Source organism: Citrobacter telavivensis, from assembly GCF_041807075.1.
Classification (GTDB): Bacteria; Pseudomonadota; Gammaproteobacteria; order Enterobacterales; family Enterobacteriaceae; genus Citrobacter_A; species Citrobacter_A telavivensis.
In genome coordinates this window covers 641,350-657,609 of the sequence record NZ_JBGUBF010000002.1, presented here as the reverse complement: position 1 = coordinate 657,609, position 16,260 = coordinate 641,350, and the positions used below count along the sequence as shown (strand labels likewise).

General features: G+C 56.9%; 17 protein-coding genes. 11 read left to right on the top strand and 6 right to left on the bottom strand.

Features of this window, described 5'->3' with window-relative positions:
• Nucleotides 1-2: 2 nt before the first annotated feature.
• The 5 genes from hycE to hycA all read right to left on the bottom strand — a co-directional run bounded on the left by hycE (nucleotide 3) and on the right by hycA (nucleotide 5,688).
• Nucleotides 3-1,712: a formate hydrogenlyase subunit HycE gene (hycE, locus tag ACERJC_RS14160; protein WP_373671920.1), complete on the bottom strand. Its 1,710-nt coding sequence runs from the start codon at nucleotides 1,710-1,712 to the stop codon at nucleotides 3-5.
• Nucleotides 1,713-1,729: 17 nt separating this feature from the next.
• Nucleotides 1,730-2,653, bottom strand: coding sequence for a respiratory chain complex I subunit 1 family protein (locus ACERJC_RS14155; RefSeq protein WP_373671919.1), 924 nt, complete (start codon nucleotides 2,651-2,653; stop codon nucleotides 1,730-1,732).
• A gap of 2 nt (nucleotides 2,654-2,655) precedes the next feature.
• A complete protein-coding gene (gene hycC, locus ACERJC_RS14150; RefSeq protein ID WP_373671918.1) occupies nucleotides 2,656-4,482 on the bottom strand; it encodes a formate hydrogenlyase subunit 3 in 1,827 nt (608 codons plus the stop codon).
• Entirely contained in the window at nucleotides 4,479-5,090 is a 612-nt protein-coding gene (gene hycB, locus ACERJC_RS14145) for a formate hydrogenlyase subunit HycB (protein WP_125370070.1), read from the bottom strand. The genes hycC and hycB overlap by 4 nt, the downstream gene beginning before the upstream one ends.
• 136 nt (nucleotides 5,091-5,226) lie before the next feature.
• Nucleotides 5,227-5,688, bottom strand: coding sequence for a formate hydrogenlyase regulator HycA (hycA, locus tag ACERJC_RS14140; protein WP_152402517.1), 462 nt, complete (start codon nucleotides 5,686-5,688; stop codon nucleotides 5,227-5,229).
• Between the two features lie 210 nt (nucleotides 5,689-5,898).
• On the opposite strand from hycA, the gene hypA reads away from it, so the two are divergent.
• The 7 genes from hypA (at nucleotide 5,899) to ACERJC_RS14105 (ending at nucleotide 12,237) form a co-directional block, all read left to right on the top strand.
• Nucleotides 5,899-6,249, top strand: coding sequence for a hydrogenase maturation nickel metallochaperone HypA (gene hypA / locus ACERJC_RS14135; RefSeq protein WP_042322631.1), 351 nt, complete (start codon nucleotides 5,899-5,901; stop codon nucleotides 6,247-6,249).
• A gap of 3 nt (nucleotides 6,250-6,252) precedes the next feature.
• Nucleotides 6,253-7,125 (top strand): hydrogenase nickel incorporation protein HypB, encoded by an 873-nt coding sequence (gene hypB / locus ACERJC_RS14130; protein WP_152402515.1) that lies wholly within the window; start codon nucleotides 6,253-6,255, stop codon nucleotides 7,123-7,125.
• Nucleotides 7,116-7,388 (top strand): HypC/HybG/HupF family hydrogenase formation chaperone, encoded by a 273-nt coding sequence (locus tag ACERJC_RS14125; protein WP_373671971.1) that lies wholly within the window; start codon nucleotides 7,116-7,118, stop codon nucleotides 7,386-7,388. Before hypB ends, ACERJC_RS14125 begins: the two co-directional genes overlap by 10 nt.
• Nucleotides 7,388-8,509, top strand: coding sequence for a hydrogenase formation protein HypD (hypD, locus tag ACERJC_RS14120; protein ID WP_371895383.1), 1,122 nt, complete (start codon nucleotides 7,388-7,390; stop codon nucleotides 8,507-8,509). Before ACERJC_RS14125 ends, hypD begins: the two co-directional genes overlap by 1 nt.
• Nucleotides 8,506-9,516 carry a hydrogenase maturation carbamoyl dehydratase HypE gene (gene hypE, locus ACERJC_RS14115; protein ID WP_286632167.1) on the top strand — a complete coding sequence of 337 codons (1,011 nt, stop codon included), beginning with the start codon at nucleotides 8,506-8,508 and terminating at the stop codon, nucleotides 9,514-9,516. The genes hypD and hypE overlap by 4 nt, the downstream gene beginning before the upstream one ends.
• Nucleotides 9,517-9,684: 168 nt before the next feature.
• Nucleotides 9,685-11,763, top strand: a complete 2,079-nt coding sequence (gene flhA / locus ACERJC_RS14110) for a formate hydrogenlyase transcriptional activator FlhA (RefSeq protein ID WP_152402510.1) — start codon at nucleotides 9,685-9,687, stop codon at nucleotides 11,761-11,763.
• A 45-nt stretch (nucleotides 11,764-11,808) separates the two neighbouring features.
• Nucleotides 11,809-12,237, top strand: a complete 429-nt coding sequence (locus ACERJC_RS14105; protein WP_152402508.1) for a TOBE domain-containing protein — start codon at nucleotides 11,809-11,811, stop codon at nucleotides 12,235-12,237.
• A 43-nt stretch (nucleotides 12,238-12,280) separates the two neighbouring features.
• Here the strand turns inward: ACERJC_RS14105 and ACERJC_RS14100 are convergent, their stop codons facing one another.
• Entirely contained in the window at nucleotides 12,281-12,625 is a 345-nt protein-coding gene (locus ACERJC_RS14100) for a nitrous oxide-stimulated promoter family protein (protein ID WP_152402506.1), read from the bottom strand.
• 200 nt (nucleotides 12,626-12,825) lie between these two features.
• Between ACERJC_RS14100 and ACERJC_RS14095 the strand changes: the two genes are divergently transcribed.
• From ACERJC_RS14095 to sitD, 4 genes are read left to right on the top strand one after another with little or no spacing between them, the layout of a single operon-like run.
• Nucleotides 12,826-13,743: a metal ABC transporter substrate-binding protein gene (locus ACERJC_RS14095; RefSeq protein WP_373671917.1), complete on the top strand. Its 918-nt coding sequence runs from the start codon at nucleotides 12,826-12,828 to the stop codon at nucleotides 13,741-13,743.
• On the top strand, nucleotides 13,740-14,561 hold the full coding sequence (gene sitB, locus ACERJC_RS14090) for an iron/manganese ABC transporter ATP-binding protein SitB (RefSeq protein ID WP_178823717.1): 822 nt from the start codon (nucleotides 13,740-13,742) through the stop codon (nucleotides 14,559-14,561). The genes ACERJC_RS14095 and sitB overlap by 4 nt, the downstream gene beginning before the upstream one ends.
• Complete coding sequence (gene sitC, locus ACERJC_RS14085) at nucleotides 14,558-15,415, top strand: iron/manganese ABC transporter permease subunit SitC (RefSeq protein ID WP_152402499.1); 858 nt, start codon at nucleotides 14,558-14,560, stop codon at nucleotides 15,413-15,415. The genes sitB and sitC overlap by 4 nt, the downstream gene beginning before the upstream one ends.
• Complete coding sequence (gene sitD, locus ACERJC_RS14080) at nucleotides 15,406-16,254, top strand: iron/manganese ABC transporter permease subunit SitD (protein ID WP_178823715.1); 849 nt, start codon at nucleotides 15,406-15,408, stop codon at nucleotides 16,252-16,254. Before sitC ends, sitD begins: the two co-directional genes overlap by 10 nt.
• Nucleotides 16,255-16,260: the final 6 nt, after the last annotated feature.

Sequence of the window (16,260 nt, the reverse complement as noted above, 5' to 3'; positions counted from 1 at the left end):
CCTTATTTCAGCGGCGAGTTTTTACGCTCAATGCTGTAGCGCTCAAGTTCTTTATATGGCACGACTTTGCTCTTCTTCTTACGCACATCCACCACGGTCATGCGGTCGGTACAAGAATAGCAAGGGTCAAGGCTACCGATAATCAGCGGTGCATCAGAAACGGTGTTGCCGCGCAGCATGTAGCGCAGGGTTGGCCAGTTGGCATAAGTCGCCGCACGACAGCGCCAGCGGTACAGCTTCTGGTTGTCGCCGGTCATACTCCAGTGGATATCATCACCGCGCGGCGCTTCGGAGAAGCCCAGAGCAAAGCGATGCGGAATGTAGGTAAAGCCTTCTACCATCAGCGGACCGCCAGGCAGGTTGTCCAGACCGAAGTCGATCATATTCAGCGCGGTATACACTTCGTTGATACGCACCTTCAGGCGCGAGATAACATCACAACCCTGTTCGCTGTGAACCGTCATCGGCAGCAGGCCGTAACCGACAAACGGGTGATCGGCGCGGGTGTCACGGGCGTGACCGCTGGCGCGAACCATCGGCCCAACGTTACTGAAATCACGCGCGATTTCCGGATCCAGACGACCAATACCCACGGTGCGCTGTTCCATGTTCGGTGTGCTGAGTAACATATCCACCAGTTCCTGCACGTCGCGACGCATCTGCTGCGCCAGTTGGCGGGTCTGGATCATGTCCTCTTTCAGCAGATCGCGACGAATCCCGCCGATCAGGTTCAGACCGTAGGTTTTCCGCGCCCCGGTCAGGATCTCCGCCATCTTCATGGAGGTTTCACGCACGCGGAAGAACTGCATAAAACCGGAGTCGAAGCCGGTGAAATGACAGGCCAGACCGAGGTTCAGCAGGTGGGAGTGCAGACGCTCCACCTCCAGCAGAATGGCGCGGATCATCTGCGCGCGTTCCGGCACCACAATGCCCATCGCGTTTTCAACCGAGGTGGTATACGCGGTGCTGTGGGCAAAGCCGCAGATACCGCAGACGCGATCCGACAGGAAGGTGACTTCGTTGTAACCCATCCGGGTTTCCGCCAGTTTCTCCATGCCGCGGTGGACATAGAACAGGCGATAATCGGCGTCGATAATATTTTCGCCGTCAACGAACAGGCGGAAGTGTCCCGGCTCATCCGAAGTGACGTGCAGCGGGCCAATCGGCACCACGTTGTTTTTCTTGTCGCCCAGTTCGTTGATGAACTGATAAGTCTCGGCATCGGTGGTCGGTGCCGGGCGCTGACGGTAATCCATGCTGTCTTTACGCAGCGGATAGAGTTCATCCGGCCAGTCATCCGGTAACACCAGACGGCGTTCGTCCGGCAAACCGACCGGGATCAGACCGTACATATCGCGCACTTCGCGCTCGCCCCACACCGCCGCAGGCACGCGCGGCGTAACGGACGGGTATTCCGGCTTGTTCGGGTCGACCTCAACACGCACCGTTACCCAGCATTTGGTGCCCTGCTCCATCGACAGTACGTAGTACACGGCGTAGTAACCGCACAACTGGCGTTCATCGTTGCCGAACAGCACAGAGAGCCACCCACCCTGCTTGTAGTACAGGAATTCGACCACTTCCGGCAGATAATTGACCTTCACAGTGATCGTCAGCTGATCCCTGGTCTGCCAGGCTTCGTCCAGCACCACGCCAGGAAACGCCTGGTGCAGTGCAGCAAGGTATTGTTGACCTAATTTTTCTTCAGACATGCTCAAACTCTCTTAAATCACGCCACCAGCAAGGAGACGAACGCTAAAAACGCAAACCCAAAACCGGCCCAGGTCACGCGTGAAGTGGCGCAAAAACGCAGACGCGCCATGCTGTTTTCGAACAGGGCAATCACCAGCACACCGACGAGCAGCTTGACGATGGCAATCACCAGCGCCAGCAGCAGTCCCCCCATGCTGAACGCTTCCATCTGTCCCCACGGCAGGAACACGCCGACAAACATTTGCAGTACCACCAGCTGTTTCAGGCTAATGCCCCACTTCAGCACCGCAAAACCGCTGCCGCTGTATTCGGTCAACGGTCCTTCCTGCAACTCCTGTTCGGCTTCTGCCAGATCGAACGGCAGTTTGCCCATTTCGATAAAGGTGGCGAAGGCGCAGGCGCACAGCGCCAGAATCAGCGGAATACTGTGGGCCGTCGGCCAGTGGTAGATCGTATCGGTGATATTGCTGATATGGGTGGAACCGGCCACCTGCGCGGCGACCCACAAACCCAGCAGCAGGATCGGCTCAACCAGCACGCCGAGCATCGCTTCACGGCTGGCACCGATCGCGGTGAACGGGCTACCGGTATCCAGACCGGCAATGGAAAAGAAGAAACGGGCGATGGCGAACAGGTAAATCAGGGTTATCAAATCGCCCAGTTGCGGCAGCGGAGAGCCAACGGTCACCACCGGCAGCGCGGTCGCGATAGTCAGCATCACGCCGACCATCACAAACGGCGTCAGGCGAAAGACCCACCCGGCGTCCGCTGGCGCGACGCTCTGGCGGCCCAGCAGTTTGATAATGTCACGATATTCCTGCAACACGCCCGGACCGCGGCGATTGTGCAGACGGGCACGTGCCACGCGGGTCACGCCGGATAGCAGCGGCGCGGCGGCAAACAACACCAGCGCCTGAATTAACGGATATAAAACACTCATTCTCAGGCTCCTCGTGAAACCACAATCACCACCAGCACGGCCAGCTCAATCAGTGCCAGACGACGGAACAGAACCGGCACAGCCGCGCTCTGCCAGCCCGGAACCCACGCTACCGGGTTAAGCCACTTCCGCAGTTTGAGGACCGGAGCAAAAGCGTCTTTCACCGGCATCGCGAAACCGTGCGCGGTAATCACCATCGACTGCTCGTGATCGTAGCCGCAGACCCATGCCGTACCGCGTGAGCGCGACGGCAGACGGTTACCTTTGAACATCGCCATGATGATGAACGGCAGCAGCGGACAGGCGATCAACAGCAGTGTGATCATCGGCTGCGAAACGGTGGTATTGGCGGTTTCCAGCGGCAGAGGGACGGCGGTCGCCAGCAGCGGCAGCAGCCACGGCGCGGCAACACCGCCCAGCACACAGCAAATCGCCAACGCCACGACGCTGATGCCCATCAGGATCGGCGCACAGCAGGCGTTTTCCGCCTCTTTCGTGCGCGGCGCGCCGAGGAAGATGACGCCATACACTTTCGCCATACACATCACCGCCAGCGCACCGGTGATCGCCAGTCCAACCGCCAGTAATGGTCCCAGCAGACGACCAATAAACGCGCCGCTGTTGCCCAGTTTGAAGAAAGACTGATAGATAACCCACTCACCGGCGAAGCCGTTCAGCGGCGGCAGTGCGGCCATCGCCATCAGCCCGACCAACATAGCGATAGAAATCACCGGCATGCGTTTGCCGATGCCGCCCAGCTTTTCGATATCGCGATGTCCGGTACGAAACCAGATGCTGCCCGCACCGAGGAACAGTACGCTTTTGAACAGGCTATGGTTCACCAGGTGGTAGAGACCGCCGGTCAGGCCAAGGGCAATCAGCGCCGGTTGATTGAGGGCAATCCCGGTCACGCCTGCGCCCAGACCGAGCAGAATAATGCCGATGTTTTCCAGGGTGTGATACGCCAGCAGACGCTGAATATTGTGCTCCATCAGCGCATACAGACCGCCGACAAACGCGGTGATCATGCCGAGTATCAGCAGCAGCACGCCCCACCACAGCGGCGCATTACCGCCAATCAGCGATAAAGAGAGAATACCCAGCAGACCGACCTTCATCACTACGGTGGAGAACAGAGCGGCCGCCGGTGCGCTGGCATTCGCATGTGCCTGTGGTACCCAGCCGTGCAGTGGAATGATCCCCGCCAGCAGACCAAAACCCGCCACGCCGAGCAGCCAGATGTCGGAGCCCAGCGGCAGTTCCTGCGTGCGCAGATCGAGCAGACGCAGCTCCAGGGTGCCATAGCGCTGCCACGCCAGATAGCAGGCAATCGCCAGCAGCAGCGTACCGAGACGTCCCAGCGCAAACCACAGCTTGCCTTCTTTGCTACAACCGGTCAGGAACACGGCGCACAGCGCCATAATTTCCGCCATCACCACCAGCGTGCCGAGATTACTGGCAGCAACGGCGCACACCGCCGCCGCCATCAGCAGATTCACCAACAGGCCGTTCGCTTTGACCTGCGGATGGCGATGCCAGTCGATGTTGTACAGGCTGACGAACAGCCCGCACAGCCCTAACGTAATCAGCCAGATGGCATTCAGCGGGGTGATTTGCACGCCGTGACCGATAAACGGCATCACGCCGCTCACGGCGACAGCGTTGATCAGTACGGTGAAACCCGCCGCCGCGGTGCACAGACTGCCAACCGCGCCGCCCACGCCGGCGACCCAGCCGCTCAGCGCTTTATGAAAAGAGAACAGAAATGCCAGGACGGCGGCGGCGGCAAACCAGGCCACGCCGCTTACGATCAGTGAAATTGCGCTCATTTTGCATCCCCACTCTGAGCCTGCTGAAACAAGGAGAGATCGCCGAAGTCGGTATTAAACGTCAGCTCACGTTTGCGTTTGCTGGCGCGGGCGATATCCATGTTGTTCACCAGATGCAGGGCTTTGGTTGGACACATCCGCACGCAGGCCGGGCCTTGTTCATCAAAGCTGCACAGGTCGCATTTCACCGCAATGGCGCGCACGCCCGGAACCCAGTCCAGCAGTGTGCTGACGCGAGCCGGTGCCGGCGGCGCAGGCGGGGCTTTCGGGGTATTGGCATTGGCCGGGATATGCAGCGGACGGCTGCCGGAAAATTCGATCGCGCCAAACGGACAGGCGATGCCGCACAGTTTGCAGCTCACGCACAAGCTTTCATTGAGCTGCACAGCGCCATCCACCCGGTTAATGGCGTTGACCGGACATACGGTGGCGCAGGGGGCATCTTCACAGTGGTGGCAAAGCTGCGGCGCAGATTCTTTTTCATTCAGCATCACTTTCAGGCGCGGCATAGACTGCAAGCCGTGCTGGCGATGCGTCTCTGAACAGGCGGCCTCACAGGTGTGGCAGCCGATACAGAGCGTGGAGTCAGCAATTACAAAACGATTCACCAGGCATTCCTCAGGTGATAGTCATTTTTGACGAAAACATGCCGATGAAATGTCAGTATCGACACTTATCGACACGTCTGTCCCTCAAATCGTCGTGACAACCGATGACACGACGTCACAACGCAAAACGCCGCGTTCAGGCCGCCGGGTTTTGTCCCGCCACCAGTTGGCTCAGATTGATCGGCGATCCGCTCTCAACGGCGGTATACAGTCGGTCATAGACGCTGGAGATTTTATCGAGATAGTGTTCCAGCACCTGCTCGCGGTCACGGTTGCTGACCCGCTCGTCCACTTTGCCGTCAATGCTCAATTGCGCCTGTGCAATCCGTTGTTTATCTTCGCCATCTTTTGTTTCGACGTAATACTCGATGGTGTGGCTGTTGAAGCCATCCGCCATCGTGACGGTGATACGAAAGTGTTCGAACAGCACGAAGCAGAGATCTTTATCCGGCGCGCAGCTCATCGCATGATGCAGACGCGCTTTCGACAGGGTGATCCCCTGAACCAGCGAGTTACAGTAAATATGCCACTGGTCCTGTAGGCGACGATGCCGCTGCGCGATGTAATCGGCTTTTTCGCTTATTTCCCAAATAGTCATGTCAGGTTACCCGTTTAACAGAGATAGCCTGCCATAAGCATTTTCCATGCCAGTTTTTAACTAATTGTTTTTTCATGAATTTAAAAATAAATGACGGATGTCGACGTCCAGATGACATGTCATTTCGTCATCATCGTCATCGGCTAACGCACGCAATTTTCAGGCTGGCATAGTTATTGCTTAACCCTGCCCATAACATCGGGAGGTGACATGCACGAAATTACCCTTTGCCAGCGGGCGCTGGAATTGATCGAACAACAGGCCGTCGCGCACGGCGCAAAACGGATAACTGGGGTCTGGCTCAAAATTGGCGCATTTTCTTGCGTAGAAACCAGCGCTCTCTCCTTTTGTTTTGATCTGGTATGCCGTGGCACCGTTGCGGAAGGTTGTAAACTGCACCTCGAGGAACAAGAAGCCGAATGCTGGTGTGAATCCTGTCAGCAATACGTCACCTTACTCACCCAGCGCGTACGCCGTTGTCCGCAATGCAATAGCGACACGCTGCAGATCGTGGCTGATGACGGATTACAGATTCGACGAATAGAAATAGATCAGGAGTGAGCGATGTGTACAACATGTGGTTGCGCTGAAGGCAACCTTTATATAGAGGGTGATGAGCATAACCCTCATTCCGCGTTTCGCAGCGCGCCTTTTGCCCCGGCAGCTCGCCCGGCACTGAATATTACTGGCATCAAAACGTCCGAATTCACCCCGAGCCAGACTGAAGAAGGCGATCTGCACTACGGTCACGGTGAAGCCGGAACCCACGCGCCAGGTATGAGCCAGCGTCGTATGCTGGAAGTGGAAATCGACGTGCTGGATAAGAACAACCGGCTGGCTGAGCGCAACCGCGCCCGCTTCGCCGCGCGCCAGCAGTTGGTGCTCAACCTCGTCTCCAGTCCAGGCTCCGGTAAAACGACCCTGCTCACCGAAACGTTGATGAAGCTGAAAGACAGCGTGCCGTGTGCCGTTATTGAAGGCGACCAGCAGACGGTCAACGATGCGGCGCGCATTCGTGCCACCGGCACGCCAGCCATTCAGGTCAACACCGGCAAAGGCTGTCACCTTGACGCGCAGATGATTGCCGATGCCGCGCCACGTCTGCCGCTGGCAGACCACGGTATTCTGTTTATCGAAAACGTCGGCAATCTCGTCTGCCCGGCGAGCTTTGATCTCGGCGAACGCCATAAAGTGGCAGTGCTTTCTGTCACTGAAGGCGAAGACAAGCCGCTGAAATACCCGCATATGTTCGCTGCCGCCTCGCTGATGCTGCTCAACAAAGTCGACCTGCTGCCGTACCTGAATTTCGACGTTGAGAAGTGCATTGCCAGCGCCCGGGAAGTCAACCCGGACATCGAGATCATCCTGATTTCCGCCACCAGCGGCGAAGGGATGGATCTGTGGCTGAACTGGCTGGAGGCACAGCGATGTGCATAGGCGTTCCCGGCCAAATCCGCACCATTGAAGGTAACCTGGCGAAAGTCGACGTTTGCGGTATTCAGCGCGACGTCGATCTGACGCTGGTCGGCAGTTGCGATGAGCACGGTGAACCCCGTCTAAACCAGTGGGTACTGGTCCACGTCGGTTTTGCCATGAGCGTGATTAACGAAGCCGAAGCGCGCGACACGCTCGATGCGTTCCAGAACATGTTTGATGTTGAGCCTGACGTCGGCGCTCTGCTGTATGGCGAGGGGAAATAATGCGTTTTGTTGATGAATACCGCGCGCCGGAACAGGTGATGCAACTGATTGAGCACCTGCGTGAACGTGCCGCGCATCTGCCGTACACCGCCGAACGTCCGCTGCGCATTATGGAAGTTTGTGGCGGTCATACGCACGCCATCTTTAAATTCGGCCTCGACCAGTTGCTCCCCGAAAACGTGGAGTTCATCCACGGCCCGGGCTGTCCGGTCTGCGTGTTGCCAATGGGGCGTATCGACAGTTGCGTGGAAATTGCCAGCCATCCGGAGGTGATTTTCTGTACCTTTGGCGACGCCATGCGCGTGCCGGGGAAACAGGGATCGCTGTTACAGGCGAAATCGCGCGGTGCGGACATTCGCATTGTCTACTCGCCGATGGATGCGCTCAAACTGGCGCAGGAAAACCCGACGCGCAAAGTCGTTTTCTTCGGTCTCGGCTTTGAAACCACCATGCCGACGACCGCCATTACCCTGCAACAGGCGAAACTGCGCGACGTGCAGAACTTTTACTTCTTCTGCCAGCACATCACGCTCATTCCGACCCTGCGCAGTCTGCTGGAACAGCCCGACAACGGCATCGACGCGTTCCTCGCGCCAGGCCACGTCAGCATGGTTATCGGCACTGAAGCCTATCATTTTATTGCCAGTGAATTTCATCGTCCGCTGGTGGTCGCAGGATTCGAACCCCTTGATCTACTGCAAGGCGTCCTGATGCTGGTTGAGCAGAAAATAGCGGCCCACAGTCAGGTCGAAAATCAGTACCGCCGCGTGGTGCCCGATGCCGGTAACCTGTTGGCGCAACAGGCTATTGCCGAGGTATTTTGCGTTACTGGCGACAGTGAGTGGCGCGGCCTGGGGGTGATTGAATCGTCCGGTGTGCATTTGACGCCCGATTACCAGCGTTTTGATGCCGAAGCGCATTTCCGCCCGGCCCCCCAACAGGTTTACGACGATCCGCGTGCCCGCTGCGGCGAAGTGCTGACCGGGAAATGTAAACCGCATCAGTGCCCGCTGTTTGGCAAGACCTGTAATCCAGAGACCGCCTTCGGCGCGCTGATGGTCTCTTCAGAAGGCGCATGCGCCGCCTGGTATCAGTATCGTCAGCAGGAGTGTGAAGCATGAACAGCGTACAACTCGCCCACGGCAGTGGCGGTCAGGCCATGCAGCAGCTGATTAACAGCCTGTTTATGGAAGCCTTTGCCAACCCGTGGCTGGCGGAACAGGAAGATCAGGCGCGGCTTGAACTGGCGCAACTGGTCGCAGAAGGCGATCGGTTAGCCTTCTCCACTGACAGCTATGTCATTGATCCGCTGTTCTTCCCCGGCGGTAATATCGGCAAGCTGGCGATCTGCGGTACCGCCAACGACGTCGCCGTCAGCGGCGCGATCCCTCGCTATCTCTCCTGCGGTTTTATCCTCGAAGAAGGGCTGCCGATGGAGACGCTGAAAAGCGTGGTGAGCAGCATGGCCGCCACCGCGCGCGAGGCTAACATTGCAATCGTCACCGGCGATACCAAAGTCGTTCAGCGCGGCGCGGCGGACAAACTGTTTATTAATACCGCGGGCATGGGGGCGATCCCGGCCAATATTCACTGGGGCGCACAAACCCTGAGTGCAGGTGATGTGCTGCTGGTCAGCGGGACGCTGGGCGATCACGGGGCAACCATTCTTAATCTGCGTGAACAACTGGGGCTGGACGGTGAACTGGTCAGCGATTGCGCGGTATTGACACCGCTGATTCAGTCGCTGCGCGATATCCCCGGCGTGAAAGCTCTGCGCGACGCGACGCGTGGCGGCGTGAACGCGGTCGCCCACGAGTTTGCAGCTGCCAGTGGTTGCGGGATTGAGCTGTCCGAATCCGCACTTCCCGTGAAGCCCGCCGTTCGTGGAGTCTGTGAACTGTTGGGTCTGGATGCGCTTAATTTCGCTAACGAAGGCAAACTGGTGATTGCGGTTAAACGTCAGGCGGCAGAGCAGGTGTTGGCTGCCTTGCATGCCCATCCGCTGGGGCGCGATGCGGCACTGATTGGCGACGTCGTCGAACGTAAAGGTGTGCGTCTGGCCGGTCTTTACGGCGTGAAGCGCACACTGGATTTACCGCATGCCGAACCTCTGCCGCGTATTTGTTAATTCTGTCATTATGCCGGATGGCGGCTTCGCCTTATCCGGCCTACACCCGCTTTTGAACCGTAGGCCGGATAAGGCTATTTTGCCGCCATCCGGCGGAAGTCAAGTATATCTATCTATAATTTAGTTTCTTTTTTGCACCGCGCAGCGGTACTTTCCTGGAAAAGCAATATGTCGTATACACCGATGAGCGATCTCGGGCAGCAAGGATTGTTCGACATCACTCGCACATTGTTACAGCAGCCCGACCTGCAATCGCTAAGTGAGGCGCTTTCGCAACTGGTAAAGCGCTCGGCGCTTGCCGACAGCGCGGCAATTGTACTGTGGCAAGCGCAAACGCAGCGCGCGTCGTATTACGTCACGCGCGATAACGGTAATCCCGTCGTTTACGAAGACGAAACCGTATTGGCCCACGGCCCGGTCCGCCGTATTCTTTCCCGACCCGATGCCTTGCACTGCAATTATCACGAATTTACGGAAACCTGGCCGCAGCTGGCCTGCGGCGGACTTTATACTCCATTTGGTCACTACTGCCTGCTGCCGCTAGCGGCGGATGGGCGCATTTTTGGCGGCTGTGAATTCATCCGCAATGAAGACCGCCCCTGGAGCGAAAAAGAGTACGAGCGGCTGCAAACCTTCACGCAGATAGTTGGCGTGGTGGCGGAGCAAATTCAGTGCCGGGTCACGAACAACGTCGATTACGATCTCTTGTGCCGCGAACGCGACAACTTTCGCATTCTGGTCGCCATCACCAACGCCGTGCTCTCCCGGCTCGACATGGACGAACTGGTCAGTGAAGTCGCCAAAGAGATCCACCACTATTTCAATATCGACGACATCAGCATTGTCCTTCGCAGCCACCGCAAAAATAAGCTCAGCATTTACTCCACCCACTACCTCGATGAAAATCATCCGGCGCACGAACAGAGCGAAGTGGATGAAGCTGGCACCCTGACGGAGCGGGTGTTTAAAAGCAAAGAGATGCTGCTGATTAACCTGAACGAACGGGATGCGCTGGCCCCCTATGAACGCATGCTGTTCAATACGTGGGGCAACCAGATCCAGACGCTGTGCCTGCTGCCGCTGAAGTCGGGCAATACCATGCTCGGCGTGCTCAAGCTGGCGCAGTGTGAAGAAAAAGTGTTCACCACCGCCAACCTGAACCTGCTGCGCCAGATTGCCGAGCGCGTGGCCATCGCCGTGGATAACGCCCTCGCCTATCAGGAAATTCATCGACTGAAAGAGCGACTGGTGGATGAAAACCTGGCGCTCACCGAACAGCTTAATAATGTCGACAGCGAATTTGGCGAAATCATCGGGCGCAGCGAAGCAATGTACAGCGTGCTCAAGCAGGTCGAGATGGTGGCCCAGAGCGACAGCACCGTGCTGATCCTTGGGGAAACCGGCACGGGGAAAGAGCTAATTGCCCGTGCTATCCATAATCTGAGCGGGCGTAACGCGCGCCGGATGGTGAAGATGAACTGTGCCGCCATGCCCGCCGGACTGCTGGAAAGCGATCTGTTCGGCCACGAACGCGGCGCTTTCACCGGTGCCAGCGCGCAGCGCATTGGCCGCTTTGAGCTGGCGGATAAAAGTTCACTATTCCTGGATGAAGTCGGCGACATGCCGCTGGAGTTACAGCCGAAGCTTCTGCGCGTCTTACAGGAACAGGAATTTGAGCGTCTGGGCAGCAATAAGCTGATCCAGACCGACGTGCGTCTGATCGCCGCCACTAACCGCGATCTCAAAAAAATGGTCGACGATCGCGAGTTTCGCAGCGATCTCTACTACCGCCTCAACGTTTTTCCGATCCAGCTTCCGCCGCTGCGCGAACGCCCGGAGGATATCCCTCTGTTGGTGAAAGCGTTCACCTTTAAAATCGCTCGCCGCCTGGGACGTAACATTGACAGTATCCCGGCGGAAACGCTGCGCATCCTCAGTAATATGGAGTGGCCTGGCAACGTGCGTGAACTGGAAAACGTGGTTGAGCGCGCCGTTCTGCTGACGCGGGGAAGCGTACTGCAACTCTCACTTCCGGATGTTGGCATGCTCTCACCGGACGTCCCCCCTGTCGCAACGGAAGTCGCGCAGGAAGGCGAGGACGAGTATCAGCTCATCATGCGGGTGCTGAAAGAGACCAATGGTGTGGTCGCAGGTCCGAAAGGGGCGGCTCAGCGCCTCGGACTCAAGCGTACAACGCTGCTGTCGCGCATGAAGCGCTTAGGGATTGATAAGGATGCATTAGTGTAAGTCGTTCAGGCTATACTCTGTGAAACATAAACAAAAGGAGGCAACATGGCGGTATCAGCACGTAATCAATTGACCGGTACGGTTAGCGCAGTCGCAACAGGGGCAGTGAATGACGAAGTTGAGTTGACCCTGGCTGGCGGTGCAAAACTGGTCGCCATCGTCACCCACAGCAGCCAGCAGGCGCTGGGTCTGGTGAAAGGCAAAGACGCCATTGCGTTGATCAAAGCGCCGTGGGTCACTCTGGCAACAGAAGATTGTGGTCTGAAATTTTCAGCCCGCAACCAGTTCGTCGGTAGCGTTTCTCAGGTCACTGAAGGCGCGGTCAATGCCACTGTCCACATCAAAACCGACGCCGGATTTGAGATTGTGGCAGTCGTCACCAATGAAAGTCAGCAAGAGATGAAACTGAGCCAGGGCAGCCGCGTGATCGCGCTGATTAAAGCCTCAGCGATTCTGATTGCCACCAAAGCGTAATTCTGGTGCCCGATAACGTCATGCTGTCGGGCTTACCAACGCCCTACTTCTTGCGCTGATATTTTTCCGGTAATGCCGGCACGGGGCGTTTATCGTCGATAAGATGACGAACGGTTAAAATCGGGTGACGCCAGAGCATTCTCGGCCCCGCCCAGCGCATGATCTGCTTCATCTCTTCACGTTTTGCAGGCTGATAGCAGTGTACTGGACACTGTTTACAGGCGGGTTTCTCCTCACCAAAGACGCACTTATCCAGACGCTTTTGCGCATAGGCGAACAGCGCGTCGTAGTGCCCCGACTCGTCGGAAGCCTGCGGACACTGGCTCTCGTACAGCGCGATCATCTTTTTAATCGTCAGTTTTTCGCGAGCGATACGCTTGCCGGACATGATGCGCCCTCCACAACATTAAGGTGTATTTATTCTACAACTTAAATTCTCGCGACACTATCACCCGAAGGTGACATCTCCCCCACCGCTCAAATAAGAATTATTTTCATTTAACACTATCTTTATATATGCCTTGTGCTATATAACATAGCAAAGGCTATATTTGATGGATAATTAACCACTTTTTTAGGAGGGATACTATGTCACATCTTCCCCGTCTGACGTCGTCTCTGCTGGCTGGCGTACTGGTCATCTTTGCGCTGTCACCGGCTTACGCCAGAGAGAAACTCAACGTCGTTACCACCTTCACTATCATTGCCGACATGGCGAAAAACGTGGCGGGCGAGGCGGCAAATGTCAGTTCGATCACCAAACCTGGCGCAGAAATTCATGAGTATCAGCCCACTCCGGGTGACATTAAGCGGGCACAGGGTGCGCAACTGATCCTCTCTAACGGCCTGAATCTGGAACTGTGGTTTGCCCGCTTCTATCAGAATTTGTCGGGCGTACCGGACGTGACGGTGTCTGACGGGGTGAAACCGATGGGTATCAGCGAAGGTCCGTATAACGGAAAACCTAACCCCCACGCCTGGATGTCTGCAGAAAATGCAATTATCTACGTCGACAATATTCGCGACGCGCTGGCGAAATACGATCCGGATAACGCCGCGGTTTACCAGAAAAATGCCGAACGTTATAAAGCGCAAATTCACCAGACGCTGGCCCCTCTCCATGCCGCGCTGGCAAAGATCCCTGCCGATAAACGCTGGCTGGTGACCAGTGAGGGGGCGTTCTCCTATCTTGCCCGCGATAACGATCTGAAAGAGCTGTACCTCTGGCCGATCAACGCCGATCAGCAGGGAACGCCGAGACAGGTGCGTAAAGTCATCGATGCGATAAGACAACATCAGATCCCCACCGTGTTCAGCGAAAGCACCGTCTCGGATAAACCGGCTCGCCAGGTCGCCCGGGAGTCCGGTGCACATTACGGCGGCGTGCTGTATGTCGATTCGCTGAGCGCCGCCGATGGCCCCGTGCCCACCTATCTCGACCTGTTGCGGGTCACTACCGAGACCATCGTCAGCGGCATTAACGACGGTCTGAGGAACCAGAAATGAGTCAATCGGCGATTACCGTGAATCAGGTGACGGTGACGTATCGCAATGGTCATACCGCGCTACGCGATGCCACCTTTCAGGTGCCCGGCGGCTCTATTGCCGCGCTGGTAGGGGTTAACGGATCGGGAAAATCGACGCTGTTCAAGGCGTTAATGGGCTTTGTCCGTCTGGCGGACGGCGAGATATCTATCCTGCAACTGCCGGTGAATAACGCGCTGAAACAGAATCTTATTGCTTACGTGCCGCAGTCAGAAGAGGTCGACTGGTCATTTCCGGTGCTGGTGGAGGACGTGGTAATGATGGGTCGCTACGGGCATATGGGCTGGTTGCGTCGCCCAAAGGCAGCGGATCGAGCCAGCGTCGACGCTGCGCTGGCGCGGGTGGACATGCTGGAATACCGCCACCGGCAGATTGGTGAGCTTTCCGGCGGGCAGAAAAAACGCGTCTTTCTCGCCAGAGCCATTGCCCAGGACGGCCAGGTGATTCTGCTGGATGAGCCCTTTACCGGTGTCGACGTCAAAACCGAAGCCCGCATTATTGCGCTGTTACGCGAGTTGCGCGATGAGGGGCGCACCATGCTGGTCTCCACCCATAATCTCGGTTCAGTCACCGAGTTCTGCGATTATACGGTGATGATCAAAGGCACCGTACTGGCAAGCGGCCCAACCGATACGACCTTTACCGCCGAAAACCTTGAGCTGGCATTCAGCGGCGTTTTACGCCACGTCGCGCTCAGCGGCGGCGAAGAACACATCATTACCGATGACGAACGTCCGTTTATTTCCCGGCGTACGGCAGGCAGCGGAGAATCATCATGAACTGGCTGACGGAACCCTTTGGCTATCAGTACATGCTCAATGCGATGTGGGTTTCAGCGATGGTTGGCGGCCTGTGCGCCTTTCTCTCGTGCTATTTAATGCTCAAAGGCTGGTCGCTGATTGGCGATGCGCTTTCGCACTCCATCGTGCCAGGCGTTGCCGGGGCGTACATGCTCGGCTTACCTTTTTCGCTCGGCGCCTTCCTCTCCGGTGGTCTGGCGGCAGGCAGTATGTTGTTTCTGAACCAGCGCTCGCGGCTGAAAGAGGACGCCATTATTGGCCTGATCTTCTCGTCATTCTTTGGCATTGGGCTGTTTATGGTGTCGCTCAACCCGATGTCGGTAAATATTCAGACCATCATTCTCGGCAACGTGTTGGCGATCGCGCCGGAAGATATTGTGCAACTGGCCATTATTGGCGCGGTTTCCCTGCTCATCCTGCTGCTGAAGTGGAAGGATCTGATGGTCACCTTTTTTGATGAAAACCACGCCCGCTCGATTGGCCTGAATCCGGATCGCCTGAAGCTGCTGTTTTTCACCCTGCTGTCGGTGTCCACCGTGGCTGCGCTACAAACGGTGGGCGCCTTTCTGGTGATCTGCCTGGTGGTGACGCCCGGCGCAACGGCCTGGCTGCTGACCGATCGCTTCCCGCGCCTTCTTATCATTGCCGTTGCGATTGGCAGTGTAACCAGTTTCTTCGGTGCCTGGCTCAGTTACTGGCTGGACGGCGCTACCGGCGGGATCATCGTGGTGCTGCAAACGCTGCTGTTCCTGTTAGCGTTCGTTTTCGCCCCCAAACACGGCCTGCTGGCGAACCGTCGTCGTGCACGTCGTAAGGAGCCGTCATGTTCCTGAGCATCCTGCTGGAACCTTTTCAGTTCAACTTTATGATCAATGCACTGACCGTATCGACCATTGTCGCAGTTCCCTGCGCGCTGCTGTCGGTATTTCTGGTGCTGAAAGGCTGGGCACTCATGGGCGATGCCATGAGCCACGCCGTCTTTCCGGGAATTGTACTGGCGTATATCGTCGGCATTCCGCTGGCGATTGGCGCGTTTATCGCCGGCCTGTTCTGCGCTGTCGCCACCGGGTATCTCGACGACAACAGTCGGATCAAACGCGACACCATCATGGGGATTGTCTTTTCCGGAATGTTTGGCGCCGGACTGGTGCTGTATGTCTCTATCCAGTCAGAGGTCCATCTCGACCATATCTTATTTGGCGACATGCTGGGGATTTCGCTCAGCGATATTGGGCAAACGGCGCTCATCGCGCTCGGAATTGCGCTAGTCATCGTCTTCAAATGGAAAGATCTGCTGCTTCACGCCTTCGATCCACATCAGGCAAAGGCCTGCGGTCTTAACACGACGCTGTTGCACTACGGATTACTCTGCATGATTGCGCTGACCATCGTGGCGACGCTGAAATCGGTGGGGATCATTTTGTCGATTTCCCTGCTGATAGCCCCTGGCGCGATTGCCGTTCTCCTCACCCGACGCTTTGCCCACGCACTGCTGTTGGCAACCGGGCTGTCGGTAGTCACCTCATTTTTGGGCGTTTATCTGTCGTTTTTCCTCGACAGCGCCCCCGCTCCCACGATCGTGGTGCTGTTTACCCTTATCTTTATCGTTGCGTTTGTTTTTGCCACATTACGCGACCGGCGCTCGGAATTGCGACAACAACAATCGGTGTAAAATTCT

What these genes read in the sequence shown, in the direction of transcription:
- hycE (WP_373671920.1), bottom strand. Translation starts at nt 1,712, where the DNA reads ATGTCTGAAGAAAAATTAGGTCAACAATACCTTGCTGCACTGCACCAG.
- ACERJC_RS14155 (WP_373671919.1), bottom strand. Translation starts at nt 2,653, where the DNA reads ATGAGTGTTTTATATCCGTTAATTCAGGCGCTGGTGTTGTTTGCCGCC.
- hycC (WP_373671918.1), bottom strand. Translation starts at nt 4,482, where the DNA reads ATGAGCGCAATTTCACTGATCGTAAGCGGCGTGGCCTGGTTTGCCGCC.
- hycA (WP_152402517.1), bottom strand. Translation starts at nt 5,688, where the DNA reads ATGACTATTTGGGAAATAAGCGAAAAAGCCGATTACATCGCGCAGCGG.
- hypA (WP_042322631.1), top strand. Translation starts at nt 5,899, where the DNA reads ATGCACGAAATTACCCTTTGCCAGCGGGCGCTGGAATTGATCGAACAA.
- hypB (WP_152402515.1), top strand. Translation starts at nt 6,253, where the DNA reads ATGTGTACAACATGTGGTTGCGCTGAAGGCAACCTTTATATAGAGGGT.
- ACERJC_RS14125 (WP_373671971.1), top strand. Translation starts at nt 7,116, where the DNA reads ATGTGCATAGGCGTTCCCGGCCAAATCCGCACCATTGAAGGTAACCTG.
- hypD (WP_371895383.1), top strand. Translation starts at nt 7,388, where the DNA reads ATGCGTTTTGTTGATGAATACCGCGCGCCGGAACAGGTGATGCAACTG.
- hypE (WP_286632167.1), top strand. Translation starts at nt 8,506, where the DNA reads ATGAACAGCGTACAACTCGCCCACGGCAGTGGCGGTCAGGCCATGCAG.
- flhA (WP_152402510.1), top strand. Translation starts at nt 9,685, where the DNA reads ATGTCGTATACACCGATGAGCGATCTCGGGCAGCAAGGATTGTTCGAC.
- ACERJC_RS14105 (WP_152402508.1), top strand. Translation starts at nt 11,809, where the DNA reads ATGGCGGTATCAGCACGTAATCAATTGACCGGTACGGTTAGCGCAGTC.
- ACERJC_RS14100 (WP_152402506.1), bottom strand. Translation starts at nt 12,625, where the DNA reads ATGTCCGGCAAGCGTATCGCTCGCGAAAAACTGACGATTAAAAAGATG.
- ACERJC_RS14095 (WP_373671917.1), top strand. Translation starts at nt 12,826, where the DNA reads ATGTCACATCTTCCCCGTCTGACGTCGTCTCTGCTGGCTGGCGTACTG.
- sitB (WP_178823717.1), top strand. Translation starts at nt 13,740, where the DNA reads ATGAGTCAATCGGCGATTACCGTGAATCAGGTGACGGTGACGTATCGC.
- sitC (WP_152402499.1), top strand. Translation starts at nt 14,558, where the DNA reads ATGAACTGGCTGACGGAACCCTTTGGCTATCAGTACATGCTCAATGCG.
- sitD (WP_178823715.1), top strand. Translation starts at nt 15,406, where the DNA reads ATGTTCCTGAGCATCCTGCTGGAACCTTTTCAGTTCAACTTTATGATC.